The 26,168-nt window shown below is 48.4% G+C and carries 28 protein-coding genes; 15 read left to right on the top strand and 13 right to left on the bottom strand.

Annotated features, from left to right (window positions below; genetic code table 11):
• Nucleotides 1-10: 10 nt before the first annotated feature.
• On the bottom strand, nucleotides 11-892 hold the full coding sequence (locus TOL_RS01115; RefSeq protein ID WP_015485419.1) for a prenyltransferase: 882 nt from the start codon (nucleotides 890-892) through the stop codon (nucleotides 11-13).
• A gap of 202 nt (nucleotides 893-1,094) precedes the next feature.
• Here TOL_RS01115 and TOL_RS01110 point away from each other — a divergent pair, with 202 nt between their 5' ends.
• Together TOL_RS01110 and TOL_RS01105 are read left to right on the top strand one after the other, a co-directional pair.
• Nucleotides 1,095-2,867, top strand: coding sequence for an SLC13 family permease (locus TOL_RS01110; protein WP_015485418.1), 1,773 nt, complete (start codon nucleotides 1,095-1,097; stop codon nucleotides 2,865-2,867).
• Nucleotides 2,868-2,912: 45 nt separating this feature from the next.
• Complete coding sequence (locus TOL_RS01105) at nucleotides 2,913-3,593, top strand: TetR-type transcription factor C-terminal domain-containing protein (RefSeq protein WP_015485417.1); 681 nt, start codon at nucleotides 2,913-2,915, stop codon at nucleotides 3,591-3,593.
• A gap of 99 nt (nucleotides 3,594-3,692) precedes the next feature.
• Here TOL_RS01105 and TOL_RS01100 read toward each other — a convergent pair whose 3' ends face one another.
• The 4 genes from TOL_RS01100 to TOL_RS01085 form a co-directional block, all read right to left on the bottom strand.
• Nucleotides 3,693-4,061, bottom strand: coding sequence for a hypothetical protein (locus tag TOL_RS01100; RefSeq protein WP_015485416.1), 369 nt, complete (start codon nucleotides 4,059-4,061; stop codon nucleotides 3,693-3,695).
• Nucleotides 4,062-4,180: 119 nt separating this feature from the next.
• Nucleotides 4,181-4,978 (bottom strand): S1/P1 nuclease, encoded by a 798-nt coding sequence (locus TOL_RS01095; RefSeq protein WP_015485415.1) that lies wholly within the window; start codon nucleotides 4,976-4,978, stop codon nucleotides 4,181-4,183.
• 107 nt (nucleotides 4,979-5,085) lie between these two features.
• A complete protein-coding gene (locus tag TOL_RS01090) occupies nucleotides 5,086-6,171 on the bottom strand; it encodes a DUF3080 domain-containing protein (RefSeq protein WP_015485414.1) in 1,086 nt (361 codons plus the stop codon).
• Between the two features lie 3 nt (nucleotides 6,172-6,174).
• Complete coding sequence (locus TOL_RS01085) at nucleotides 6,175-6,834, bottom strand: TetR/AcrR family transcriptional regulator (protein WP_015485413.1); 660 nt, start codon at nucleotides 6,832-6,834, stop codon at nucleotides 6,175-6,177.
• Nucleotides 6,835-7,026: 192 nt separating this feature from the next.
• Between TOL_RS01085 and TOL_RS01080 the strand changes: the two genes are divergently transcribed.
• The 7 genes from TOL_RS01080 to TOL_RS01050 all read left to right on the top strand — a co-directional run bounded on the left by TOL_RS01080 (nucleotide 7,027) and on the right by TOL_RS01050 (nucleotide 14,297).
• The gene (locus tag TOL_RS01080) at nucleotides 7,027-8,469 is read left to right on the top strand and encodes a coniferyl aldehyde dehydrogenase (RefSeq protein WP_015485412.1); all 1,443 of its coding nucleotides are present in this window, start codon (nucleotides 7,027-7,029) and stop codon (nucleotides 8,467-8,469) included.
• Nucleotides 8,470-8,484: 15 nt separating this feature from the next.
• A complete protein-coding gene (locus tag TOL_RS01075; protein WP_015485411.1) occupies nucleotides 8,485-9,033 on the top strand; it encodes a twin-arginine translocation signal domain-containing protein in 549 nt (182 codons plus the stop codon).
• Nucleotides 9,034-9,112: 79 nt separating this feature from the next.
• Complete coding sequence (locus TOL_RS01070; protein ID WP_015485410.1) at nucleotides 9,113-10,747, top strand: GMC family oxidoreductase; 1,635 nt, start codon at nucleotides 9,113-9,115, stop codon at nucleotides 10,745-10,747.
• A 205-nt stretch (nucleotides 10,748-10,952) separates the two neighbouring features.
• On the top strand, nucleotides 10,953-11,435 hold the full coding sequence (gene coaD, locus TOL_RS01065; RefSeq protein WP_015485409.1) for a pantetheine-phosphate adenylyltransferase: 483 nt from the start codon (nucleotides 10,953-10,955) through the stop codon (nucleotides 11,433-11,435).
• A gap of 28 nt (nucleotides 11,436-11,463) precedes the next feature.
• Entirely contained in the window at nucleotides 11,464-11,721 is a 258-nt protein-coding gene (locus tag TOL_RS01060; protein WP_015485408.1) for a YfhL family 4Fe-4S dicluster ferredoxin, read from the top strand.
• A gap of 99 nt (nucleotides 11,722-11,820) precedes the next feature.
• The gene (gene ggt / locus TOL_RS01055; protein WP_015485407.1) at nucleotides 11,821-13,542 is read left to right on the top strand and encodes a gamma-glutamyltransferase; all 1,722 of its coding nucleotides are present in this window, start codon (nucleotides 11,821-11,823) and stop codon (nucleotides 13,540-13,542) included.
• Nucleotides 13,543-13,550: 8 nt separating this feature from the next.
• The gene (locus TOL_RS01050; protein ID WP_015485406.1) at nucleotides 13,551-14,297 is read left to right on the top strand and encodes an ElyC/SanA/YdcF family protein; all 747 of its coding nucleotides are present in this window, start codon (nucleotides 13,551-13,553) and stop codon (nucleotides 14,295-14,297) included.
• 11 nt (nucleotides 14,298-14,308) lie between these two features.
• On the opposite strand, the gene TOL_RS01045 is transcribed toward TOL_RS01050, so the two are convergent.
• The 5 genes from TOL_RS01045 to radC all read right to left on the bottom strand — a co-directional run bounded on the left by TOL_RS01045 (nucleotide 14,309) and on the right by radC (nucleotide 17,062).
• Nucleotides 14,309-14,809, bottom strand: coding sequence for a hypothetical protein (locus TOL_RS01045; RefSeq protein WP_015485405.1), 501 nt, complete (start codon nucleotides 14,807-14,809; stop codon nucleotides 14,309-14,311).
• Between the two features lie 74 nt (nucleotides 14,810-14,883).
• Nucleotides 14,884-15,693 carry a bifunctional DNA-formamidopyrimidine glycosylase/DNA-(apurinic or apyrimidinic site) lyase gene (gene mutM / locus TOL_RS01040; protein WP_015485404.1) on the bottom strand — a complete coding sequence of 270 codons (810 nt, stop codon included), beginning with the start codon at nucleotides 15,691-15,693 and terminating at the stop codon, nucleotides 14,884-14,886.
• A gap of 109 nt (nucleotides 15,694-15,802) precedes the next feature.
• Nucleotides 15,803-15,961: a 50S ribosomal protein L33 gene (rpmG, locus tag TOL_RS01035; protein WP_015485403.1), complete on the bottom strand. Its 159-nt coding sequence runs from the start codon at nucleotides 15,959-15,961 to the stop codon at nucleotides 15,803-15,805.
• An 11-nt stretch (nucleotides 15,962-15,972) separates the two neighbouring features.
• Nucleotides 15,973-16,209 carry a 50S ribosomal protein L28 gene (gene rpmB / locus TOL_RS01030; RefSeq protein ID WP_015485402.1) on the bottom strand — a complete coding sequence of 79 codons (237 nt, stop codon included), beginning with the start codon at nucleotides 16,207-16,209 and terminating at the stop codon, nucleotides 15,973-15,975.
• A gap of 178 nt (nucleotides 16,210-16,387) precedes the next feature.
• Complete coding sequence (gene radC / locus TOL_RS01025; RefSeq protein ID WP_025264514.1) at nucleotides 16,388-17,062, bottom strand: RadC family protein; 675 nt, start codon at nucleotides 17,060-17,062, stop codon at nucleotides 16,388-16,390.
• A gap of 63 nt (nucleotides 17,063-17,125) precedes the next feature.
• Between radC and coaBC the strand changes: the two genes are divergently transcribed.
• The 5 genes from coaBC to slmA all read left to right on the top strand — a co-directional run bounded on the left by coaBC (nucleotide 17,126) and on the right by slmA (nucleotide 23,030).
• Nucleotides 17,126-18,364, top strand: a complete 1,239-nt coding sequence (gene coaBC / locus TOL_RS01020; protein ID WP_015485399.1) for a bifunctional phosphopantothenoylcysteine decarboxylase/phosphopantothenate--cysteine ligase CoaBC — start codon at nucleotides 17,126-17,128, stop codon at nucleotides 18,362-18,364.
• Nucleotides 18,357-18,812, top strand: coding sequence for a dUTP diphosphatase (dut, locus tag TOL_RS01015; protein ID WP_015485398.1), 456 nt, complete (start codon nucleotides 18,357-18,359; stop codon nucleotides 18,810-18,812). Before coaBC ends, dut begins: the two co-directional genes overlap by 8 nt.
• Nucleotides 18,813-18,869: 57 nt before the next feature.
• Complete coding sequence (locus tag TOL_RS19200) at nucleotides 18,870-21,368, top strand: phosphomannomutase/phosphoglucomutase (RefSeq protein WP_015485397.1); 2,499 nt, start codon at nucleotides 18,870-18,872, stop codon at nucleotides 21,366-21,368.
• Nucleotides 21,369-21,499: 131 nt separating this feature from the next.
• Complete coding sequence (argB, locus tag TOL_RS01005; protein WP_015485396.1) at nucleotides 21,500-22,405, top strand: acetylglutamate kinase; 906 nt, start codon at nucleotides 21,500-21,502, stop codon at nucleotides 22,403-22,405.
• 10 nt (nucleotides 22,406-22,415) lie between these two features.
• Nucleotides 22,416-23,030: a nucleoid occlusion factor SlmA gene (gene slmA / locus TOL_RS01000; protein ID WP_015485395.1), complete on the top strand. Its 615-nt coding sequence runs from the start codon at nucleotides 22,416-22,418 to the stop codon at nucleotides 23,028-23,030.
• A 30-nt stretch (nucleotides 23,031-23,060) separates the two neighbouring features.
• On the opposite strand, the gene TOL_RS00995 is transcribed toward slmA, so the two are convergent.
• Nucleotides 23,061-23,732, bottom strand: a complete 672-nt coding sequence (locus TOL_RS00995; protein ID WP_015485394.1) for a hypothetical protein — start codon at nucleotides 23,730-23,732, stop codon at nucleotides 23,061-23,063.
• On the bottom strand, nucleotides 23,732-24,379 hold the full coding sequence (gene pyrE / locus TOL_RS00990; RefSeq protein WP_025264510.1) for an orotate phosphoribosyltransferase: 648 nt from the start codon (nucleotides 24,377-24,379) through the stop codon (nucleotides 23,732-23,734). The genes TOL_RS00995 and pyrE overlap by 1 nt, the downstream gene beginning before the upstream one ends.
• A gap of 124 nt (nucleotides 24,380-24,503) precedes the next feature.
• Between pyrE and TOL_RS00985 the strand changes: the two genes are divergently transcribed.
• Entirely contained in the window at nucleotides 24,504-25,283 is a 780-nt protein-coding gene (locus TOL_RS00985) for an exodeoxyribonuclease III (protein ID WP_015485392.1), read from the top strand.
• A 115-nt stretch (nucleotides 25,284-25,398) separates the two neighbouring features.
• On the opposite strand, the gene rph is transcribed toward TOL_RS00985, so the two are convergent.
• Entirely contained in the window at nucleotides 25,399-26,115 is a 717-nt protein-coding gene (gene rph / locus TOL_RS00980; RefSeq protein WP_015485391.1) for a ribonuclease PH, read from the bottom strand.
• Nucleotides 26,116-26,168 lie beyond the last annotated feature (53 nt).

Here is a 26,168-nt window from a genome sequence, read left to right as displayed (position 1 = left end):
ACTCATCCATTTAACCTAGGAAGAGTGTCACTCCCAGTACTAGCGGAGTCACCACCGTCGCCACAACGTTCATCGCCATAAACTGTGGCTGTTGGCCGATTGTTTTACCGTATTCACTGGCCCCTTTGGCACTTACTAAGGTTAAAGTCCAAGGAAGCAAGGCGAGCAAACTCCACAGTGGCCAATCGCCACGTCCCACCGCTAAAACAATCACCCCAGCAGTGGCGAAACTCAGCACTCGATACATACGTACACTGGCAGCAATACCGTACTGAATCGGAAAATGCTTGCGACCATGCGCTGCGTCCGCTTCTAAGTCTGGAAATTGGTTCAGTAACAGTAAATTATTAACCAAAAAGAAAGGCACCAGCGCTGCGAGTATCGTTGCCGTATCGATGCGCTCAGCCAACACTAAGGTTGTTCCTAACACCATCAGTAAACCGAAGCTCAAACCCGGTGCAATTAAGCACATCCAGGGCGAACGATTAATCTGACGCGTGTACGTGAGAATAATAACCCCACCCAAAGCACCTAATGGCAATATTGCCGGCACTCGTAGCGCGAACCAAAAGCCAATAGCGGCAACCCCAACTAACGTCGCTAGTGCTCCGAGCAAGACCGCATTGGCAGCTTCGGGTTGCGATGGCAATGCGCCGCTGCCACCACTAAAAGGAGTGCGAATAGTGCAGCTATCTAAGCCACTGCGATAGTCCTGATACTCGTTCAACATATTCACACTAATGTGGGCTAATAAAGCACCGAGCAAAATCAACACAACATCAACGGCTGAGATACTGACCCCCAACCGATAAGCACATGCTACACCGACGACGACACACGTAGGTGGCAAAATCAGAAACGGCACTCGCATGGTTTGAACAATGGTCTTCATGGATCTTCCTTGTTACACGGCTGACTATACATAAGATAGTTTTACCACAAATTATTGATCGCTCTATGACCCTATGTTGAACATGGTCAATATTGCTCAACGACTTACAACTGAATCGTATTAATTAAGGGGATTTTATTCTAATGTGAAATATTCCGCGTGAGTTATGATGTGCGTCATCTTTGTATTGGAGTGTATTAGAGTGGACTGGCAGGCCTCGCTTTCTATTCTTGTAACCATTGCGGTGCTAGGCACCCTGATTTTTACTAACGTCCGCCCTCATATCGTTATGATGGCCGCACTCACTATTTTTAGTGCCACCGGTATTTTAACCCCGAGCGAGGCCTTATCCGGCTTTAGCAATAGTGGCTTAATCACCGTCGCTGCTATGTTTATGGTCGCCGCAGGTATTCACTCCTCTGGTGGCGTCGACATTCTCGTAAATCGTGTTTTGGGAACACCGACAACTTTACGCTCAGCCATGCTACGCATTTTTGCTCCCGTGGTGTTGCTCAGTGGCTTCCTAAACAACACCCCCGTAGTCGCCACTATGATCCCTGCGATTCATGCTTGGTGTCAGAAAATCGGAATTAGCCCTTCACGCTTAATGATCCCGCTCAGCTACAGCGCTATTTTGGGTGGAACACTGACCATGATAGGCACGAGCACAAACTTAATTGTGAACGGCCAATATCAAACGCTTACTGGCAGCGAGGGTTTTTCATTATTTTTCATTACCCTAGTCGGTATACCGGTGGCCATCGCCGGTGGTGCCTTCATGTTGCTGTTTTTCCCGTATTTACTACCTAAGGCCAATCAACAAAAAGAAGCCTTTACCGATTTACGTGAGTTCACCTTAGAAGTCTCGGTTGCGACTGATGGCCCTCTCGTTGGTAAAACCGTACAAGAAGCCGGCCTGCGTAACTTACGCCGAGTATATTTGGTTGAGATTGAGCGCGGCGATACTGTCCTTACAGCGGTGTCTTCACAGGTAACGTTACAAGGGGGCGACCGCCTAGTCTTCGCGGGTGAAACACAAGCTATCTCTCAGCTGCTGCGTATTAACGGTATCGTGCCATCATGCACTCAAGAAGACACCGCTCTTAGTAAATCTCGTCCAGAGCGCTGCTTGGTAGAGGCCGTCGTATCTCCGCATTGCGCTGCAATCGGCCAAGCAATTCGCGATGCTCGTTTCCGCGATCGCTATGGTGCGGTAGTACTTGCTGTTGCTCGAAATGGTGAGCGCATTCAGGGCAGTCTAGGCACAATCAAATTGCAGGCTGGCGACACTTTACTACTTGAAGCGCGCCCCGCATTTGTTAGTCGCCAACGCTTTAATCGTGACTTTTTATTGATCAGTGATTTAGGCAAAGAAACCCCTCAACATGACCGTGCCTATTTGGCTTGGGCTATTTTAATTGGTGTCGTCGGTGCCGCCGGCCTAGGCATTATTAATATGCTTGATGCCTCACTCATTGGCGCTGGATTAATGATCGTTACTGGCTGCTTAAACACGAATCAAGCGGAGCGCAGCCTAGATCTAACGGTCCTCATTACCATAGCAGCATCATTTGCACTTGGCGCGGCACTGCAGAAAACCGGTGTAGCCGCGATGCTTGCGGAAAATATCGCACTGCTAAGTGACTACAAACCTTGGCTAATGCTAATTTTGACTTATGTGACGGTATCGATCCTGACAGAAATCATTACTAACAATGCTGCGGCAGTACTTATGTTGCCGATCACCTTAGAAATGTCGGATAAAGTTGGACTGGCTCATGAACCCTTTGTGCTAGCCATTATGATGGCGGCATCCGCTAGTTTCGCAACGCCGCTTGGCTATCAAACAAACTTGATGGTTTACGGTCCTGGTGGCTACAAGTTCAGCGACTTTTTACGTGTTGGTATCCCGATGAATATCTTTGTTGGTGCCTTTACTATCGCTATAATTTGGCTGTTATTCCCTTTAACATGATGTCTAAACAGACTCTACATATTTAAATGGACTGTCACTCTCGATATGGATACCGATCGCAAAGCGAACACTTACCAACGCCTAATTAAAAGTGCACGCGAACTCGTCGCGGAAGGCGGATTTACCGCCGCTAAACTAGAGGCCGCTGCCGAACGTGCTTTGGTAGAGTTTGATCTAGCCCAACGCTACTTCACCGACAACCTTTCACTTGCCGTAGAAGTCTTTCGTTACGCCACTCAGCATGAAGTCGATATGGTGTTTCAGGCAAGTGAAGCCGACGGCGACAATGATACTGTCACGGATCGCTTAGAACGTGCGGTATACACATATACCCGTCGGGCCTTACGCGCACCACGCATGGCGTATTCGCTGATTGCTGAGCCTGTTGATCCAGCGGTTGAAGTCGAACGGCTAAAATATCGGTTGGCTTACGCTGAGATTTTTGAAGACATAATTCAGGATGGTATTCGCACCGGTGAATTCACTCACCAAAATCCAAGCGTTAGTGCGGCAGCACTGGTTGGCTTGCTAGCTGAAGCCTTAATTGGGCCGTCATTTCCGGTTCAAGGAGATAATCCAGATATAACGGCCAGCCTCGATGCTCGCAAAGCCATGCCGGTCGATCAGCAAATTGAATTAACGGGATTGTTGTGTGCTATTAGCTTGCGAGCCATTGGTGCCATACCAATAGATTTATCTGAGCCGAACAGTAATAACGACAGCTAATACAAACATTCGTAATTTGCCTTAGCTAAAACCTCGGCGCGGTTGAGATAACCGATACATACGAGTGCGCACCCATTAAAGGTCGCACTCGTTTTTTATTCAATTCGACTCAGGCAGATCCGCCATTAAACCATTATCCGTGTTGCTAACTTGCGCTTCGTCAACCGCCGAAGTTTGCGCGTCATCTATCGCTTCAGCATCACATGACCATCCCCATGCGCGTTGCTTTTCTACAAATGCCGCCGCTTGAGCCTCACAATAACCAACCTCAAAAGCCGCAGACCATAGCACTTGTACACCGTCGTCCTTAGTATAACGCACGTCACACGGCACATCGTAGTCACCGCTGTATATCACCTCAATAAGGCGCACACTACCTTCATGCTGGCACACCATACGCGTATCAGTAGCCGCCAATGTCGGTGCGGAAAGTGCAAGCAATGCGCCAAAAGTAACCAGTGATTTCATATCCAATCCCTTAAAAAATGAAGAAGATTTACGACCTATCTGCTGCAATAGCCGGTCTCACTTACATAACCTATTGCACTACAACGAATCAAAGTAGCAGTGTCAATGGTTTACATTGATTAGGGATTTGACGTAGAGGAACCGAATAAAGTTTCCAGTACATGGGCTAAACGCAATGCTGCCAAGCCAATACGAAGCTCAAGTAAATCGCGCTCATCAGTTAACTCGTCGCGATTTAAGGTAATTGGCGCATCTAAATGTTGATAAATAGCGTGGGTAACTGCATACGATTCATTCGCCCACACTAAGGCATCTAAATTATTAGCGAGCGCAACATCCTCCGCCGTTAATTTATTCATTAACCGCTTTTGTTGACGAATGTAAGCCTCTTTACTGTTAAACATGCGGCCGTCCCAAACGGCGTGCAAATTGGTCTTTTCATTATCCAGATGTACTTTAACTTTATTCCCGCCCCAATCATCCCCGTAACTAACGTGCAGAGGTTGATGAATATCGCCAATAAAGTGGCCGAGAAAAAATAATGCCTGCCAATCTGTTGCGGGGGCTTTGGCTAAACGCTTCTCCATTTCAGCAATTGCAGACACAACGCAGCCTTCACGAGGGCAATCATCTGCATTGACCGATGTAGCGCTACGATCAACATTAATATAATGCCAAGGTTTAGTGTGCTTAAAAGCGGTTTGATCTCGCACTTTATCGGGCCAGCTACAGCCTGTAGAAAAAGCTTGGTTCGGAGACAAAGACACCAAGGCATCAACCTTAGCTTGAGTTTTTGGCGTGAGCTGCTCATATGCAATTTGGCAAATGATGGCATGACCGCGAGATTCAAAACTGTGAACGCTGCCAGTACTCAACAAAACAAAAAGCGCACAACTACAACGTAGAAAATTTAGCATCACGAGTGTCCAGCCAATAAAAACAATAGGCTAGCATAGCCCTACGAAGCCTCCCACTACCATCCTTAGAACGCAGCAATGAGCTAATGACAATGCCGACGTAACCGCTAGTTATCCGATAGATGAGAGGCGCCATTTGCGCCGTTAGGCATTAGTCCGCACTGACTAAGAATTCCCTGCCAAGCTTTTACATGGCGCTGATGAGAACGCGTCAACTTATCTCGCTCCACACTGACTTGCTGCAACCAAGTAAGGTAGGCATCAGGAACCGGTACTAGTGTTCGAACGGCATTGAGATCCAACATGATTGCCGTGCCAAAACGATCCACTCGACTCATGTAAGGCTGCAATACTCCAGCGTAATATTTATAGAACACATTATTGAGAATATCGGCAGCTGGTGTGCTGCGCCCTACTAAGCACAATGATTTTACGTTAGTACGATACTCCAGCAGTTCCGCAACCTGATTATTCACGCGCGTTAATAAGCGCTGACTTTGCAGCCACTGACCAATCGCCTCGCTCAGCAACCACTGCTGCTGTTGCAGCTCCATTTCCGTGTCATCGTAGTCAAATTGCTGACCCTGCCAGCGGTTACCTTGCTGAAGTAAATAATCGAACACCTGTAAGGCAATATCGAGGTTATCAGCCGACGCTGGAGCAATAGGCACAGGTTGTGTGGCAGGACTAATCAGGCTTTGCCATTCATGGCCGGTAAACCAAGCATTCCACCAGCTATCCATACGTTCCGCACGTTTAGCGACTAATGCCGACGCTAAAGTCTCGGCTAGCTCCGGCTGTGTTTGCGCTAATTGCTGCACACAGACAGGGCCTAGTAATAAAAAATCACGCTCCATATGCAGACGCTGACTGGGCAAGGCGAGCTTACCAAGCGAACTATTGCGCTGGCCAATCACACGGCTTAACTCACACGACGATAGCCGTAAAAAGTCTAGGAGGTTAATCTGCGTAGCGTGAACCTCGATATGATTATCTTGAATACGTAATTTCGGTAAGGGATCTAACGACTGCTCAGCATCAAGCTCAACATTAAGAACACGCGCAACTCGCTGAGCGTAATCGTCAAGGACACTTTCAGGCGAAGCACTGCAAGCCGAGAGTACGGCAATAACCGCCAGCAGGACTATTCGCTTCGCAACATGCTGAGCATCGCCGCTACCCAAGCCAGCCATTAACTACTCTGCTTCTAGCCAGTCGGGTTTAGGAACAAACTGCTTTTGTAACTCATCCATCGGGGCTAAATAGGCATCCGTGATGAATGGACGCTCCAAACTGAACACCTGATAGATACCCCCTTGAAGCATCTCTTGTGAAATGGACTGACTATCGCCGCCGATAAGATTACAACGCAGAAACGAAAACCACGAGGTAACAATAATCCAAGTATTTAGCGCCAAGCCTCTCACTTCTTCTTCGTTTGCAGCAATGATACCTACTTGATCTAAACCGCGAAAAATATCAGCAACACGGTCTAGGCAAAGACGGAAAAACTGGCGATAGCGGCTGTGTAGCTCAGGATCGGCACTCAATAAATGCTCCATATCGCGATGCAAGAATCGGTAATCCCACAGACCAGAAAATACTTCGCGCAAGTAATGTAGCTTATCGTTTACCTGCAATGGGCGCTCCGAAGGCACCTGCAAGATCGTCAGCACGCGCTCTTCGTAGCGTAGAAACAGATGATAAATAATCGCCTGCTTGTTTTTAAAATGATAATAAAGATTGCCCGGCGAGATACCTAGGTTCGCGGCAATGTGATTGGTCGTCACGTTGCGTTCACCTGATTCATTAAACAAAACCAAACTCGCATCAAGAATGCGCGCTTTCGTACTCATGAATTACTCCGCCCCTGTCTGATTACGCCGATATTGCCATATCGCATGGCTTTCTTGGCTAATTAATACTCTATGGGTTGACGTTTTAGAGTAATAACTCTAATAATGCAATCTCTGACTGATATTTAGCCTATAAGCACTGACACTTAGGTCCGCAGTCTCAACACTCACAGCTTACTGAGGAGCCTAGCTATGGTTGCCACGGTTACCGATTTACATACGCCGGATCGTGAAATTGAACGTTTGCGGACTCTGTTTATTCAACAGAAACAGGCATTTCGTAGCCATCCCATGCCCTCCCCTGAAGAACGGGTAGAACAACTTCGTCGTTTGAAGCAAGGTCTTATCGACAACCAAGACAAGCTCATCAGTGCTGTTAACCAAGATTTTAGCTGCCGCTCAAAAGATGAAACCTTAGTCGCTGAAATCATGATCACAGTTGAGAGCATCAACTACATGATTAACAACGTGCGTAAATGGATGAGGCCGTCGCGCCGCCATGTCAGCATGTTATTTGCCCCGTCATATAACCAAGTCGTCTATCAGCCGTTAGGGGTTGTCGGTGTTATGGTGCCGTGGAACTACCCGATACAATTAGCGCTTGTGCCCTTGGCCACCAATTTAGCGGCTGGCAATCGCACTATGATCAAGATGTCGGAATTTACGCCTGCAACCAACAAAGCTCTAAAGCTATTGCTTGATGAAATTTTTGACGAGTCTCACGCTGCCATCATCGAAGGTGAAGTCGACGTATCGACTGCATTTTCAGAGAAACCGTGGGATCACCTGATATTTACCGGATCAACCGCTGTCGGCAAGCATGTCATGGCGGCGGCAGCGAAGAACTTGGTTCCTGTAACGTTAGAGCTAGGTGGTAAATCACCTGCGATTGTTGCGCCCAACACCAACTTGCAGCACGCAGTTGACCGTATTTGTTTTGGTAAGTCCTTAAATGCTGGGCAAACCTGTATCGCACCAGATTACGTTTTGATTCCCGAAGATCAAGAAGAGGCCTTCGTTAAGGCATATCAAACGTCATTCGCAAAAATGTATCCGAAGGTGCGTGATAACAACGACTACACTGCCATCATTAACGACCGCCAACACCAGCGTTTACAAGCCTGGGTAAAAGATGCGGAAGAGAAAGGTGCACGCATTACGGTGGTTAATCCCGCCAAAGAAAATTTCAGCGGCACACGTAAAATGCCGTTGCATCTTGTGCAAGGTGCAACCGACGATATGACCGTTCTACAAGATGAGATTTTTGGCCCAATATTGCCGTTGATCCCATACAAGACTTTAGAAGATGCTATCGACTACGTAAATGATCGTGACCGTCCGCTAGCTCTTTACCTGTTTAGTTATGACAAAGAACAAGAACATAGAGTGCTGAATCGCACCCACGCTGGCGGCGTATCGGTCAATGACACTTTGATGCACATCGCTCAAGATGATATGCCTTTTGGCGGTATTGGCCCATCGGGTATGGGGCATTATCATGGCAAAGAAGGCTTTGTCGCGTTATCAAAAGCCAAACCGGTTCACCGTAAAGGGCGCTTCAATAGCGGCAAGTTTATCTACCCACCCTACGGTACAGCGATACAAAAACTCATATATAAAATATTCATCCGTTAAAAGGCGAGAGTCAGCATGATAGAAACATCACGACGCGGATTTCTGCAGCTAGGCGCTACAGGTACAGCCGCTCTCGCAATCGGCTCAGGTCTAGCGACCTTAACCGGTTGCAGTAAAAAACCAGCGACGGCACAAGGCTACAAAGTGCTGCGCGAAGGTGATCTGCTCTTTTTAGGAGCATTAGCACCCGCCGTTTTGGTCAAGGCATATCCAGGCCCACTAGGCCTTGATGCACGCGAGCGCTTGTTAAAACAATTGGATTCCATTCTCAATACATTACAAGGTCATGCCCGTGGTGAATTGTTAATGATGTTCGATTTAATGAACTCCGCACCACTGCGTTTAGCTACTGGCGCCCCGTGGGGATCATGGAGTGAAGCCAGCGTTAAAGATGCTGATGATTTTTTGAATAGCTGGAAACACAGCAGTCTACAAATTAAACGTATGGGCTATGCAGGCTTGTGTAAATTGATCTCTATTTCTTGGTACACACAGCCTGAAAACTTCCCGACGACGGGTTATCCAGGTCCGCCTGTGAAAATTCCAACCCCTGTATCGGCCTAATAATAGATCCGTACCGACGACAAAAAATAACTACGAGCGAAGATTATCAATCATCACTCGAAAATAAAGAGACGCATGTATGCAACCTAAAACAAACCGTACACCACCGATCCCAATGGTTGCCGGTATTCCCGATCCAATTCTTGAAGGAATTGCTGGCGGCTGGAATGTAGAAGACGCAGCTGATTTAAATGACGGTCAAATTTTAGAGGCTGATGTCGTTATTATTGGCACTGGTGCGGGTGGCGGCACAACAGCTGAAATTCTAGCGGAAGCTGGATTCAAAGTTTTAATGCTTGAAGAAGGTCCATTAAAAAGCACAAACGACTTTAAAATGGACGAGCGAGAGGCCTATCACGACCTTTATCAAGAAAGTGCAGGCCGGATGAGCAAAGATGGCTCTATGTCCATTCTTCAGGGTCGCTGTGTTGGCGGTACCACTGTCATTAACTGGACTTCAAGCTTCCACACCCCGGAAGAAACCTTAGGTTACTGGGCAGAAGAATTTAAGTTAAAAGGTAGCAGCAAAGAAGAGATGACACCTTGGTTTGAGCGTATGGAAAAACGCTTAAATATCTCTGACTGGGCGGTACCACCGAATGAAAACAACGCCGTATTAAGCCGTGGTGCCGAGAAGCTGGGTCTTGACTGGAAAGTCATTCCCCGCAACGTCGCAGGCTGCTGGAACTTAGGTTATTGCGGCACTGGCTGTCCGACCAATGCTAAGCAATCAATGTTAGTTACCACCATTCCTGGCGCACTAAATAAAGATTCTGCGCTGGTGTATAGCGCACGTGCTGAACGCCTAATTATCGAAGGTAAAAAGGTACTCGGGGTAGAAGTTACGGCATTAAATTCGGATTATAAACCGACCGGAAAAACCATTATTGTTAAAGCACCACATGTCGTTATGTCGTGCGGCGGGATCAATGGCCCGGCTTTACTATTGCGATCTAAAGCTCCTGATCCGAAAAAGCGCGTTGGTAAACGTACTTTCTTGCATCCAGTGTCTTTCAGCTTCGCAGAATTCGATCACTTAATTGATCCATATTACGGCGCACCACAGTCCATTTATTCCGATCACTACCAGTGGAAGAATGTTACTGGGCCTGCCGGTTTCAAAATGGAAGCGGCACCACTGCACCCTGGTCTAACTTCAGTATTACTCTTGGGTCATGGCGCAGCACATTATGATGCCATCACCAAACTGCCTAATATTAACGCTTTACTGTCGTTAGTACGTGACGGATTTGATCCTGAGAGCCCTGGCGCCTCAATTGAGTTAGCCGATGATGGTTCACCGATCGTTGATTACCCCATTAACGACTACATTTGGGATGCTTTTCAACGCTCATTAACCACCATGGCCGAAGTACAATTTGCTGCGGGTGCAAAAAAAGTACGTCCCGCACACGTTGATGCGCCTTGGTACGAAAACATCCATGAAGCCAAAGATGGTATTAAAAACTTAGAATTCCGCTCTAATGCTTTCACTGCCGGTAGTGCTCACGTCATGGGCGGTTTGTCGATGGGTGAAGATCTAGAAAAATGTGTGGTCGATAGCAATGGTAAATACCATTATCTCGATAACTTATTTGTCATCGACGGGTCAATTTTCCCAACCAGCATTGGTGCTAACCCTCAGCTATCGGTTTATGGATTTGCCTGTAAGTTAGCAAATCAACTGGCAGCAAAAATGAAAGCCTCTGCTTAATTCACGCGATTGCGTGTATTCACGACAATAAAAACCCCGCTTATGCGGGGTTTTTATTGAGCTATGAATAAAGGAATAGAACCACTCACACCTAGATGAAGCGATATGCCCCATGAGAAGCTCTATTGCTATTGATCTGTGTTTGTTGTTTGCAAGCGCGGCTTCTATTACTATTCGCCGCACTAGCAACCGTTAAGGCCAGCCTATGAATATTGTCGTCTACCCAGGCACTTTCGACCCGATCACCAATGGTCACACCGATTTGGTTGAGCGTGCGGCACGTTTGTTCGATCACATCATTCTGGCGGTTGCAGACAACCCGAAGAAAAGACCGATGTTTGACCTAGAAACCCGCGTCGACCTTGCCAAAGATGTTCTTAGCCATCTGCACAACGTTGAAGTCGTTGGTTTTAACAACCTTCTGGCCGACTTCGTTAAAGAGAAAAAAGCAAACATCATTCTGCGTGGTTTGCGTGCGGTATCGGATTTCGAATACGAATTCCAGTTAGCCAATATGAATCGTGTATTAGCACCGAATGTGGAGAGCATGTTCCTCACACCTTCGGAGCATTATTCCTATATTTCTTCTACGCTCGTACGTGAAGTCGGCTCTCTAGGTGGCGATATATCAACCTTCGTTCACCCCAAAGTAGTTGCCGCTTTGAAAAAAGCGATGAAGAATTCCTGATTAAAACCAGTCCTGACGGAGGTAAGTCATGGCCTTGATTATTACTGATGAATGCATCAACTGTGATGTATGCGAACCAGAATGTCCAAACGAAGCCATTTCAGCGGGCGAAGAAATTTATGAAATCGACCCAAGCAAATGTACGGAATGTATTGGTCACTACGACGAGCCGCAATGCCAGCTTGTCTGCCCTGTAGACTGCATCCCGCATGACGAGAACAACGCAGAAACTCAAGAAGAGTTAGAGGCAAAATACGAACGCCTTACCGGTAAGAAAATCGCTTAATACGCTATATTATCGGAACAGTCGGTTGTCTTGTTTGTGGGTTGCATGACCCGCCTCACTACAACACACTAGGGCCTCCCTTTGCTGGAGGCCTTTTTTATGCGCCTAACCTTTAAAATTCGTTCGTTGTCTGGCGCATTGGTCAGTTTATTCATCGCGTTCTGTCTTACCGCCTGCGCCATTGGTGGCGATGGTACGGTCAGTAGCAAACCCTCTGCTGTCGCAGTGGCTAGCGCTCATCCTTTGGCCACTCAGGCTGGATTAGATGTACTTGCTCAAGGTGGCAATGCTTTCGATGCTGCAATTGCCGTAGCAGCCAGCTTAGGCGTAGTAGAACCTTACAGTGCCGGGATGGGCGGAGGTGGCTTTTGGCTACTCTACAGCGCCAAGGATGATCAATATCACTTTGTCGATGCTCGTGAAATGGCACCCTCTGCGGCAGACAAAGACTATTACTTAAATAAAGACGGCACCGTCAATCGCGATCGAGCGACCAATGGCCCTAGCGCCGCTGGAATCCCAGGACAAGCCGCCGCCTTTGCCCACCTCGCTGGGCAATACGGTAAATTACCTTTGGCGAAATCTCTCGCCCCTGCGATTAAACAAGCGCGTCAGGGCTTTGCTATTGATGACCACTACCGCAAATTATTGAGCTATCGCTTAGAGGCCGTGCGTCGTTACCCTAGCTCAGCCAGTATTTTTCTTAACAGCGGACAAATTCCAGACGTTGGCTATAAGTTAGTACAACGGGATCTAGCCACGACGCTTGAAGCCCTCGCCCGTGCTGGCCATGATGGATTTTATCAAGGTCCAGTTGCCCAACGCTTAGTGACTGCCGTGCAACGTGACGGTGGTGATTGGACAATGGAGGACCTAGCCAATTACAAGGTGGTAGAGCGCGAACCCATTCGCATGGCCTTTGGTAATGCCGAACTGATCAGTGCTCCACCGCCATCCTCCGGCGGCATCGCCATAGCGCAAATGCTACAGATGTTGGATTTATACCATTGGCAGTCAATGAGTGAAGCCGATCAAACACACTTACTGATTGAAGTGATGCGCCGCGCATACCGCGATCGTGCCGAATTTTTAGGCGACCCTGATTTCGTCGATGTGCCGACCGCTATGCTTCTCGATCCAGCACGAGCGCACGCTTATGCAGACAGCATAGATATGACGAAGGCAACGCCGAGCCTATCCCTTAAAGGTCCTAAAAATATTGAAGAAGGTTTCCACACAACGCATTTATCGGTGCTGGATAAAGACGGCAATCGCGTATCAGCAACGCTGAGTATCAACCTGCCGTTTGGCTCAGCCTATACAGCCGCAGGCACGGGTGTCGTACTCAACAACGAAATGGACGACTTCTCGGCCAAACCCGGCGCAGCGAATGCCTATGGCTTAGTGGGGAACGCTGCCAATGCCATCGCACCGGGCAAACGCCCACTGTCGAGCATGTCGCCAAGCATGATGGTATCAGACGATCAAGTGGCCATATTAGGCACCCCAGGGGGCAGTCGCATCATCAGCATGGTGTTACTCGGCCTGCTCGAACATCAGCAAAATAAACCCGTTGAAGACTGGGTACGCCGCAAGCGCATTCATCACCAATACCTACCCGATGTGGTCGAATATGAACCCGGCGCACTTAGCCAAGCCTTACAGCAAGAATTGAAGGCTCGAGGTCATACACTGAAGAATGTGGGTCGAGCCTATGGCAATATGCAGGCAATTTTGTGGGATCGTACCACCAATAAAGTAACGGCTGCCGCAGACTCTAGAGGCATAGGCAGCGCCCGCGTCGTATCAGTAGCGAAGTAATACACGACATGACCGTGATTCTGTTTTACCTAAAAAAGGTTATTGGCATGCTGCTTATGCCGATCCCGTTAGCGCTAATTTTTATCGCCATTGGGTTTTGGCTACTGCGCAAACGTCCGGGTCGTGCACGATTTTCGCTAGTACTCGCTATGATGATTTTAGGACTGAGTAGCTGGCATCCAATTGCCGATCAACTCATTGCTCCCGTCGAAGGCGATTTCGCCCTATTTGATATTCGTCAATCGGTGGATGCTGTTGTGGTACTCGGCAGCAGCCACAACAGCAATCCTAATTTACCTGCGGTAATGCAACTCAGTGGCTCAGCGTTATTTCGCTTAGAAGAAGGATTACGCATCGCCCGCGCGAATCCAAACGCCATATTGCTAGTATCTGGTTACGCAGGCAGTGATCCTCGCCCACATGCCGACATTATGCGTGAAGCGGCGATTGAACTCGGCATGACACCCGCAAAAATTCTGACTTTTCCCGAAGCACGAGATACCGAGGATGAAGCCAAGATGATGGCTCCCTACCTAAAAGGTCTGCGCGTTGCTTTGGTAAGCGAAGCCTCGCACCTAACTCGCGCTATGGTGTTTTTTCAAAACATAGGATTAGAGCCCATTCCGGCCCCCGCCTATCGCATGGCGAGCGACCACAGCGATTGGCGTATAGAATCGCGTGCAACCTACAAAAGCGAACGAGCAATTTACGAATGGCTAGGGCGCGGCTGGCAATGGCTTAAAGAGGTGATTTAAACAGCTGAACGTTAGGCTTGCTGCAATAAGGTACGTCGATAGGTTTCTTGAATAATCCAAGCATCATTACTCGCACGATGACGGCGTAACTTGCTGTCGTTGATTACCTGCGTTTTAACATCCGCCCACATCGTCATTTGGGCTTCCGACAAGATCATTTCTAGCGGGCTCAAATGGAATTTCATTTCGATACCCGCCGCATGAAAAAGAACCGTTAACCAAGGCTTATCCACCACCCAACCGTCGGAGTAAGCAGTCACCCCATCTAATAGCGAGTTTAAATATAAGGCGACGTCGAGTGCAGATTTACCCGCATTGATAAGGTTATCACGCGAGATACCATGCACTGCTTCCGCTGAATCTGCCCAATGAGTCCAATCCGACTGCGGAGCAATCAGGGTGCAAAAACGCTCATGATTCTCCAACACAAGACCAATTTCTATAGGGTAACTGGTCTGACCAAAGCCAGAGGCTTCAATATCAATAATGATTGGGTGTTCTGGCTGACGCACGGTTATCTCATTATTTATTCTTGTTTAACTAGCTGTATAGCACAGAAAACATTCTCAACCAGATTAGCGCTCAATTAACGCTGACATTGCGGGCAAAAAACGGTGGCTCGCTGCCCTTGGCGAATCTCTTTTAATAGGCTTTTGCACACCTTACATTCTTCGCCACCACGGCCATATACGCGCAGCTGCTGAGCAAAATATCCCGGCTTACCATCGCCACCAACAAAGTCGCGCAAGGTTGTACCACCTTGTTTAATCGCAGCACCAAGCACATCTTTGATAATCACAGACAACTCGTTGTAGCGCGCTTTACTCACCTTCCCTGCCGCCAAAGTTGGTCGTATTCCAGCAAGGAATAGACTTTCATTTGCATAGATATTGCCCACGCCAACCACCACCTTGCCATCCATAATGAAGGTTTTAATCGCTTGGCTTTTGCCACGACTGCGAGCAAATAGATAATCGCCATCAAAGGCATCTGTTAGCGGCTCTGGGCCTAGGTGACTCAGATGCGTACTGTCTTCACCTGGTAAAACCCATAACAGCGCACCAAAGCGCCGAGGATCGTGATAACGCAACACTTTGCCATTACTCAGCACCCAGTCGACATGATCATGCTTTGCTGGTTCATCAGTAGGTGTTACTAAGCGCAGCGAGCCCGACATACCCAAATGCCAGATTGCAGTACCAACATCCGTTTCAACCAAGATGTATTTGGCTCGACGCGTTAAACCACGCACAGTCTGGCCAACCAACAATTGAATATCGTCGTCTATCGGCCAGCGCAACTGCGGCTGACGCACGATCACGCGCTCAATCCGCACATTACGGAGATAAGGCTCAATACCCCGCAGGGTGGTTTCAACTTCTGGTAATTCAGGCATAGGTCACATCAGTAGGTAGATACATGCGAAATTATGCCACACCCAGACATTGAGATTGCAGGCATAAAAAAACCCAGCCGAGGCTGGGTTTTCTTCAAGCAAAAGAAGCTTACTTAATTTTGGCTTCTTTATACATCACGTGCTGACGAACAACAGGATCAAATTTCTTGATCTCCATTTTCTCAGGCATGGTGCGCTTGTTTTTATCAGTTGTGTAGAAGTGACCGGTACCGGCACTTGATACTAAACGGATTTTATCGCGTGGCATGATGAGTCTCCTTAGACTTTTTCGCCGCGTGAACGCAGCTCAGCTAAAACAACATCGATACCTTTCTTATCGATGATACGCATACCTTTGGTAGAGATACGCAGACGCACAAAACGATTCTCGCTTTCCACCCAAAAACGGTGGCTCTGCAGATTAGGCAGGAAGCGGCGTTTAGTTTTGATGTTTGAGTGGGAAACGTTATTCCCGGTTACAGGACCTTTCCCTGTAACTTGGCAAACCTTAGACATTGATCTTCGCCCCGATTTTTACTGTATCGAACAATTTGGAAAATTCGTTACCAACCGTAAGCATTCGTCATCATTTTGCGATGACTTTCGACGCCCAGGCTGAAAAGAGTTGCGCTTTATACCAAAAGGCGCAAACACACGCAAGCAGAAGATTAATTTTTGTGCAGATAGATGTCACTCATATCCACCCCCTTTCAGCGAACGAAACACAGTATCCATCACCGATGACGAGGTGATCGAGCACCCGAATATCAACCAAAGACAGCGCCTGCTGTAAACGATCGGTAATGACACGATCAGCACTACTCGGTTCAGCAATGCCAGAGGGATGATTATGCGCAAATATCACTGCAGCAGCACCTTGAGCGAGCGCTTTTTTCAATACCTCGCGCGGATAAACAGCCGCACCATCAATCGTGCCGCGAAACAATTCATCATATTTAACGACGCGATTTTGATTATCAAGAAACAGGCAGGCAAACACCTCATAATCAAGGTCTCGCAACTGCGCTTGTAAATATTGCCGAGTATGTTCCGGACTAGTAAGCGCATCTCCGCGCCTTAGCTCTTCCGCTAAATGTCTTCGTGCCATTTCAAGTACCGCTTGTAACTGCGCATACTTCGCTGGACCTAAACCGTGTGACTCACAAAACTTACCCTGTGACGCCACCAGCAAAGGTCTCAGACCGCCGAAGTCGTTTAATAATTCTCGAGCCAAATCCACTGCGCTCTTACCGGTAACGCCAGTACGTAAGAAAATCGCCAGTAATTCAGCATCTGAAAGGCTTTTAGACCCTTGTTCCAATAGTTTTTCTCGCGGGCGCTCCTGCGCTGGCCAATCGCAAATAGCCATACCTACCTCCATACAGGTCTGTGATATATACTGACCACCATTCTAGACACGCGAAAGAGCCTCATGCAACAACTCTGTAATCGTCGCATTCTACTTGGCATTAGCGGTGGTATTGCCGCTTATAAAAGCGCCGAACTGGTGCGTTTCTTAAAACGCGCCGGTGCCGATGTGCGCGTGGTAATGACCAGTGGCGCTCTTGAATTTATTACCCCACTCACCCTACAGGCATTGTCCGGTAATCCCGTTCACCATGCGTTACTAGACCCTGAAGCCGAAGCGGGTATGGGACATATCGAATTAGCTAAGTGGGCTGATCTCATTCTCATCGCTCCGGCCTCGGCTAATGTGATTGCTCGCTTAGCTCAAGGCATGGGCAACGACTTACTAACAACCGTGGTGCTCGCCAGCGAAGCCAAACTTTGCCTCGCGCCAGCTATGAATCAAGCCATGTGGCTTGATCCGATCACCCAAAGCAATCTCCAGCGTCTTAAAGATGCGCATGGCGCTAATCTGCAAGTCATCGGCCCCGCAGAAGGTCAACAAGCTTGTGGCGATGTCGGCCCTGGACGCATGCTAGAGCCAGAATTAATTGCGCAAACCATAGCCGAGCAATTCGAAAGCGGCATATTAGCCGGTGTTAGCGTTGTTATTACCGCAGGACCGACTCGCGAAGCCATCGACCCCGTGCGCTATATAAGCAACCATAGCTCAGGCAAAATGGGCTATGCCCTTGCTGCTGCCGCTCGCGATGCCGGCGCCCGAGTGACTGTGATTTCCGGCCCTGTGAATATTCTCCCCCCTGAGCGCGTTCGCGTAGTTCCGGTATCCAGCGCATTAGATATGCTGCAAGCGGCACAAAGCGAACAAGAACACTGTCAAATTTTCATTGCAGCCGCCGCCGTTGCCGATTACCGCCCAGCACAAGTCGCTGAGCAGAAAGTGAAGAAATCAACCGATGAGTTGACCCTAACCCTCATCAAAAATCCAGATATCGTCGCCACAGTAGCAGCGCAAGAAAATGCCCCTTTTACGGTGGGATTTGCCGCTGAAACCCAAGATGTTGAACATTACGCCCGCGACAAACTCAATCGCAAAAAACTCGCCATGATCATAGCCAACGATGTGTCGCGTAATGACATAGGCTTTAATAGCGACGACAATGCGGTTAGTGTGTTCTGGCCAACAGGCGAAGCGCGCTACGAAGCAATGAGTAAGCAACAACTAGCACGACACCTGATCACCTTAATGGCTGATCGTTACCAAGAATATTTACTGAATAGAACGGAAAATACCCATGCATAAGCTGCAAGTTAAAGTCTTAGACCCTCGCCTTGGCGATAGCATTCCCATGCCAGAATACGCAACCTCGGGCTCTGCTGGTCTGGATTTACGCGCATGCATAGATGTTCCTATTACATTGAATCCAGGCGATACCGTTCTGGTTAAAACCGGTCTGTCGATTTATATCCAAGATCCAAGTTTAGCTGCAGTGATACTGCCACGCTCGGGGCTAGGTCATAAGCACGGTATAGTCCTAGGTAATTTGGTCGGTTTGATCGACTCCGATTACCAAGGCGAGCTAATGGTCAGCTGCTGGAATCGCGGAAAAGACGCCTTTACGCTTGATATTGGCGAGCGCTTGGCGCAACTTGTCTTGGTTCCGGTCGTTCAGGCACAATTTGAGCTCGTCACTGAATTTGACGAAACAGAACGCGGAGAAGGCGGGTTTGGCCACTCAGGCCGACAATAGGTCGCCCGCCCGACTATAATAAGAACAAGTCGGATCAACCGACAAACGGGGTCATGCATGAGTCAAAAAGACAACACCCCCACTCGTACGGTGGTGTTTTACAGTCGCGTCAGTATCTGGCTCGCATTATTGTTTATTTCTGGCGGGCTCGCGATTCAGAGCCTGCAGATCAATCTCATGACCCAATCCGATGTGGATAAAGCCTTCTCGAATGCGATGGCCGAACAAGTCGCACAGGCACTAAGCACGCGCTTAGACGATACTCGTAAGTTACAACTCGCGGCCAGCCGCCAAACACAAACCATCGCCGCTCTGCAGCAGGCCGATGTTTCTTGGACGCAAACTCTAAAGAATTTCATGCCCGGCGCTCAAAACGTTTATCTGATCAACGAAGAGCAATCCCGAGGCATACAAGAAGAGTTAGGATTTTCTGTCAAAGACTTAGTAGCGCGTACGCTTAAAGGCGCATCGATGAAGGTCGAAGCCGTACTCCGCGACAACAAGCTACGCTTCTATTGGGCAAGTCCCATTCTTGTCGATCAACAAATAGCAGGAGTACTGTTAGTAGAATACGGCTCCAATTGGCTAGCCAATTTCCAAGCAGGCGTCAGTAACCAATTAGGTCACATCGAAGTACGACAACTACTTGACCCTGAGGTGGATCGTAAGGGCATCGAAATTTTCTCAGCGGGAAATATCCCGCGCAATCAAAGCACGCCTGTTGCTCGCGCTATTAACGACTACTGGTTTTTGACCTATACCCCAGCCGATGAAAGGCCTGAGCTCGCCTTACTCCCACTAGCAACACCTTGGTTTATGTCGCTTTTTGCAACGCTGGCAGGCTTGTTCATTATTGTTTGGCTGCAAAAACGTGAACTAAAACGCAACCACTTAAACCTGTTGGTTTATGTTCGCGGCTTAACTCGTAAAGGTGTGGATACACCGCCTAAGTTTTCGCTTAAGTTATTCCACGATTTAGCCGAAGCCATGCGCCACTTAGTTCACACACCCAATCCGAATGCGACGAGTACAGAGCGTAAAGATATTACTGAAAAGCGCATGCCTATGCATATTTCGACCGACGCGCCCAAAGCAGCAATTAATTTTAGTTCGCCGAACTTAGCCAACGTCGCTGATATACCTGAGTTAGAAGTCGAAGAATTTGATCACAATACGCCGCCAGAAATACCCAAACATATATTTCGCGCCTACGATATTCGCGGCATTGTTGATACAGAACTGACGAATGATGTGCTGTTCTGGCTTGGCAAAGCAATTGGCTCGGAAGTACTGATTCGAGGTTTTGATCGCATCAATCTAGCTTGGGACGGCCGCCTATCCAGCGAACGCTTTGCCCACCACTTACAAGACGGCATCATTTCAACGGGCTGTCACGTTAACCGTTTAGGTGAACTACCAACCGGGGCGCTCTATTTTGCCACGTTCGAACTTGATTCACCTTGCGGTGTCATGATCACTGGCAGTCATAACCCAGCCAATTATAACGGCCTAAAGATTGTCATCGACCAACAAGCCCTAGCTCAAGAACAAATCATGGGCTTATATCATCGCATCGCGCGGAGCGATTTCCGCAGCGGCACGGGCATCGTAGAAGAGCGCTCACTGGATGAAGCCTACATTTGCCGCATTGAAGAAGACGTTAATATTTCTCGTGATTTAAAGATCGTCATCGACGGCGGCAATGGTGTTGCGGGTCCTATAGCCAGTAGGCTATTTAATCGCTTAGGTATCGAAGTTATTGAGTTATATTGCAATGTCGACGGTAACTTTCCTAACCATCATCCAGATCCCGGTGAACCAGAAAATCTCGTGGCCTTGCAGGCTGCCATTGCTGAACACAGTGCCCATCTTGGTTTAGCTTTTGATGGTGATGGTGATCGCGTCGCCTTAGTCGATAACTTAGGCAATATTATTTGGCCTGATCGCCTGCTCATGCTGTTAATTGAAGATATTTTGCCGCGCAATCCCGGTCGCGACGTACTCTACGATGTGAAGTCGTCGCGTCACTTAGCGCCATTAATTAATCGCCATGGCGGTCGTCCAACCATGTGGAAGACCGGCCATTCGCTGATGAAGAAAAAACTACGCGACCTCGACGCTGTTGTTGGCGGCGAATACAGTGGCCATTTTTACATTGGCGAACGCTGGTATGGATTCGATGACGGGCTTTATGCTGGTGCACGCCTACTAGAGATATTGGCTTCTCGCACTGAGCCTTGCTCAGATGTGTTCGCACATTTACCGCAAGACGTCAGTACGCCAGAAATTACACTCAATACCACCGAGCAGCGTAAGTTTGCTGTAGTGGAAAGCTTGGCTAAAGATAGCGATCTAATTGCGGATGCTCGCGTCTTCACCACCGATGGCTTACGCATTGAATTTAGTGACGGCTGGGGATTAATACGGGTATCCAATACCACACCACGTTTAACCCTGCGATTTGCGGGTGATAACGAACAAACCATCCTGCGTATACAACAACGAATGAAGCAGGCACTTACGCTACACGCGCCAGAAATCCACGTTCCTTTTTAGCTCATCCCTCAGCTACCGATAGCAAACAGGTTGGCGAGGTGTGAGTAGATCACGCTATAATGCCCACCATTCTTTTTAAGGCCAGCTTACTGGCCTTAATATTTTGGTATCTGTTCTGAAGGAGCAACTCCATGCCGTTATCGCGTGACAGCGCTATGAATACCGCCAATGTTCTCAGTGCAGCACTGCCTTATTTGCAGCGCTTTGTGGGTAAAACCATCGTGGTTAAGTACGGCGGTAACGCCATGACCGACGAAACCCTCAAAAACTCATTCGCGCGCGACATGGTCATGCTCAAGTTTGTTGGCATTAACCCTATCGTGGTTCATGGTGGCGGTCCCCAAATTGGCGACTTGCTAACCAAGCTAAACATTCAAAGCGAATTCGTTAACGGTATGCGCGTCACCACCAGCGAAACCATGGACGTCGTTGAAATGGTGCTCGGCGGCCTAGTTAATAAAAGCATCGTCAACCTCATCAACCAAAACGGCGGCAAAGCTATTGGTTTAACCGGTAAAGACGGCCAGCTACTGCATGCGCGTAAACTGCACGTTACAAAAAGCAGCCCAGACATGTTAAAAACCGAAATCATTGATATCGGCCATGTCGGTGAAGTGGCTAGCATCAATACCTCGGTTTTAGACATGCTGACCAATTCCGATTTTATTCCAGTCATTGCACCCATCGGTGTCGGCGAAGACGGCGAGTCATACAACATCAATGCCGATTTAGTGGCTGGTAAAGTTGCAGAGGTATTGCGTGCTGAGAAGTTGATTCTACTGACCAATATCGCTGGTTTAATGGATAAAGAAGGCAAGGTATTAACGGGCTTATCCACCAAGCAAGTGGATGATCTGATTGCCGATGGCACCATCTACGGTGGCATGTTGCCGAAAATTCAATGTGCTTTGGATGCCGTGCATGCGGGCGTTAACAGCGCGCACATTATCGACGGCCGCGTGGCTCATTCAACCTTACTTGAACTCTTTACCGACGAAGGTGTGGGCACACTCATCACCAATCGTCGTAACGCGTAACGGGGTCTGAATGTCAGATAATTCTGAACAGATCTCACGCCGCGATCAAATACTACAAGCACTCGCCCAGATGCTAGAGAGTAATCCGGGTGCCCGCATAACCACCGCAAGCTTAGCGAAGGCGGTGGGCGTGTCGGAAGCGGCCTTGTATCGCCACTTCCCAAGCAAAGCAAAAATGTTTGAGGGTTTAATCGCTTTTATCGAAGATGCGGTGTTTTCTCGTATTACCCGTATTTTGCAAGATTTTGAATTGGCCGACGAGCGCTGCGAACGCACACTGACTCTGGTTCTCACCTTTGCCGAGAAGAACCCGGGCATGTGTCGTTTACTCTCGGGGGATGCCTTGGCAGGAGAAACGGAACGACTGCGCCAACGTATCCAACAATTCTTCGAACGCATTGAAACTCAGCTGAAGCAAATTCTGCGTGAAGCAGAAATGCGGGAGAAGAAAGTACCGGTACAAACCGCCAGCGCGGAAGCAAACTTGCTCACGGCCGTCATCGAAGGGCGAATTCGCCAATACGTGCGCAGCGAGTTCAAAGAGCTTCCAACTCAGTATTGGAACGAGCAATGGGCTCTATTGAGCCCAACGTTACTGCGTGATAAGGATTTAGGCGGCCTCTAGCGTCTAGCTCTACACTGAAGCCGCTTGCAGTTACGGCTGTAGCGGCGGCAATTTTGCGGGATCTACGTCTTCTGGCAAGGTACCTAACTCATACACTTGCAGTATGCGCAAACGCTCACGCTGCTTCTGGAACTGAATTTTACTGTCATCCAGTTCTTTACGACGCATATCAATATTCTTCTGTGCATCGCGAATGCCATTTTCAAGCTGAACAATTTCTAAGCGCATATCCGCCGGCACTTCTTGACCGCGACGTTCTACGTTTGCCGCCTTCTCTTGTGCCTTCGCTAACTTCTCTTCAAGGTCAGAGATACGACGAAACTGAAGCTCGATATACGAGCCAATCTCATCGGCTTTACGCGTTTGCGCTCGATCAACATCCCCCGGCTGGGCGTACAACCGCTGCAAATCAGCATCTTTATTACGCAATTCTGCATGACGACGTTCACGATCCAAGCGAAGCGCTTCTGCACGTTCAGTCGCCGCACGCTCTTCCGCAGTCGGAGCACGAGGAACCACGCGTTCAACCATGCCACGACTATTAAGAACCTCGTAACCCAAAGGCGCTAAATCTGGCGGTACGTTATCTTTCACCACTACATGACCATCGACCTTAAATCGATACAACTTCATAGAGGCTTCAGCAGCCATCGGCAGGCCAATCAAAGCCGCGGATAACACCCAGATTAATCGCGTTGACATTACTTCACTCCGTATTGATCTCGATACGCGCTAATTGCATCAGCATACTGCGCGAGTTCAGGTTGCATGGCTACATAATCCAACACCTGATTCAAACCGACAATACTGACAACCTTCATATCAAAATCACGTTCCACTTCTTGAATCGCAGACAGTTCTCCCTGCCCTTTTTCTTGACGATCCAGAGCGATCAGTGTAGCGGCTGGCGTTGCGCCATCGGCGGCGGCAATCATTGCCATCACTTCACGAATTGCCGTCCCAGCCGTGATCACATCGTCTACAATCAATACACGGCCCGTTAATGGTGCACCCACTAAGTTGCCACCCTCACCATGAGTTTTGGCTTCTTTGCGGTTAAAGACGTAAGGCACATCTTTTTGATATTGATCTGCTAGTGCTATCGTCAATGCAGCCGATAATGGAATACCTTTGTACGCAGGACCGAATACCACATCGTATTCAACGCCAGAATCTTCTAGCGCTGCGGCATAAAAACGACCAAGCTTGGCCAAAGCTACACCGCTATTGAACAAACCAGCATTAAAAAAATAAGGACTAATTCGCCCAGACTTCAATGTGAACTCACCAAACTTGAGAACACCTTGCTGAATGGCAAATTCGATGAATTCTTTTTGATACGGCTGCATAACAAGTCCTAGAAGTGATTGGTCGTGCGGGTGGAACAGAATAAAATGCTGACAAATGTCGCCAGATTTACCCGCTTTAATAAGGATGCGGTATGATACACGCTTCATCAGTTGGGAACCATGTATGAGGATTATCAGCTTGCACGTTGACGGCCTAGAACAGGCAGTCAAAAAGGGGCTTTATACTTGGCTTGAGACCGCCGACGTAGATGTCGTTGCGATTCAAAATCTCAAGGCCAAAGAGTATCAGTTATCCGACGACGTGGTGTATCCGAAGGGCTTTAATGCTTACTTCTTTGACGCCGAGGCCGACGGTTACTCGGGCGTAGCATTACTGACTCGCGAAGTACCAAAAGCCATCATGACGGGCATTGGCGACTCGCGCTGGGACTTACAAGGTCGCTTTATCCAAGCCGACTTCGAACACGTGAGCGTAGGCTCAGTGTTGTTTCCGGGCGTCGATCAATACAATACGCTAGAAGACAAGCTCGCCTTCCAGCAGGCCTTTTTAGCGCATTTAGAGAAAACTCGACGCAAACGTCGTGAGTTCATTTTTTGTGGCAACTTTGAAGCTGCTCATAAAACCGTCGATCTCAGTGACTGGCAAGGTGCTAACGACACGCCTGGATTTTTACCGAAAGAGCGCGCGTGGTTCGACCAGATGTTTGGACCGGTAGGCTATGCCGATGCTTTCCGCGAAGCTAACTTTGGTGAAAACCAATTTACTTGGTGGCCAGACGAAGACAGTGCTCGCCGCAATCAAAACGGCTGGCGCAAAGACATGCAAATTTGTACGCCGAATGTGCGCCAATTTGTGGTCGAAGCGCGCATCGAAAAAAACCTTAACTTTGGCCAGCATGCGGCCGTGTTAATTGAGTACGAATTCGACGATGAAGACGAGTAATTCAACGTTTGATTAGACTCGATGCTCAAAAGAAGTAATAGGTAATAAGTAATAAAAAGGAGGCCGCATTGGCCTCCTTTTTTATTCAACGTGTTATCGATTCTGCTCTTTGCTCTTAGGCTTCAAGTGCCGCTTTTTGAATTTGCGCCAACTCACCAACCGCCTTCTGCGCTAACGCCAACATAGCGTTTAACTCATCTGGCGTGAATGGCTCAGCTTCTGCTGTACCTTGAATTTCAACATAGCCGCCACTGGCCGTCATAATGACGTTTAAATCCGTTTCGGCTTCAGAGTCTTCAGCGTAATCCAAATCGGTAACGGCGGTGCCTTTGTACATACCCACCGATACTGCAGCAATCATGTGCTTCAGTGGCTCGCCTTTTACCTTGCCGTTTTTCTTTAACCACTCAATGGCATCCACCAAAGCAACACAAGCACCGGTAATCGATGCCGTGCGCGTGCCACCGTCGGCCTGAATAACATCACAGTCGATATTAATGGTGTTTTCACCCAAAGCGGTTAAATCAACCGCCGCACGCAAACTACGACCAATTAACCGCGAAATCTCAACCGTACGGCCCTGTTGTTTGCCTTTCGCCGCTTCACGAATCATGCGTGAACCAGTTGAGCGCGGCAGCATACCGTATTCTGCCGTTACCCAACCTTTCCCCTTTCCGCGCAAAAATGGCGGTACTGAGGTTTCAACACTGGCAGTACAAATCACTTTGGTATTACCAAACTCAACCAACACTGAGCCTTCAGCGTGCATAGTAAAATGTCGGGTGATGCGCACATCGCGAAGTTGATCGACTGAACGGCCACTGGGTCTCATAGTTGGAATCCTTAAATAAATTGTCGTGCAAAGGCCGCCATTATACCGGCAAA

It is taken from the genome of Thalassolituus oleivorans MIL-1, assembly GCF_000355675.1.
Lineage (GTDB): Bacteria > Pseudomonadota > Gammaproteobacteria > Pseudomonadales > Oceanobacteraceae > Thalassolituus > Thalassolituus oleivorans.
This window is presented reverse-complemented; position numbering and strand designations above follow the sequence as displayed.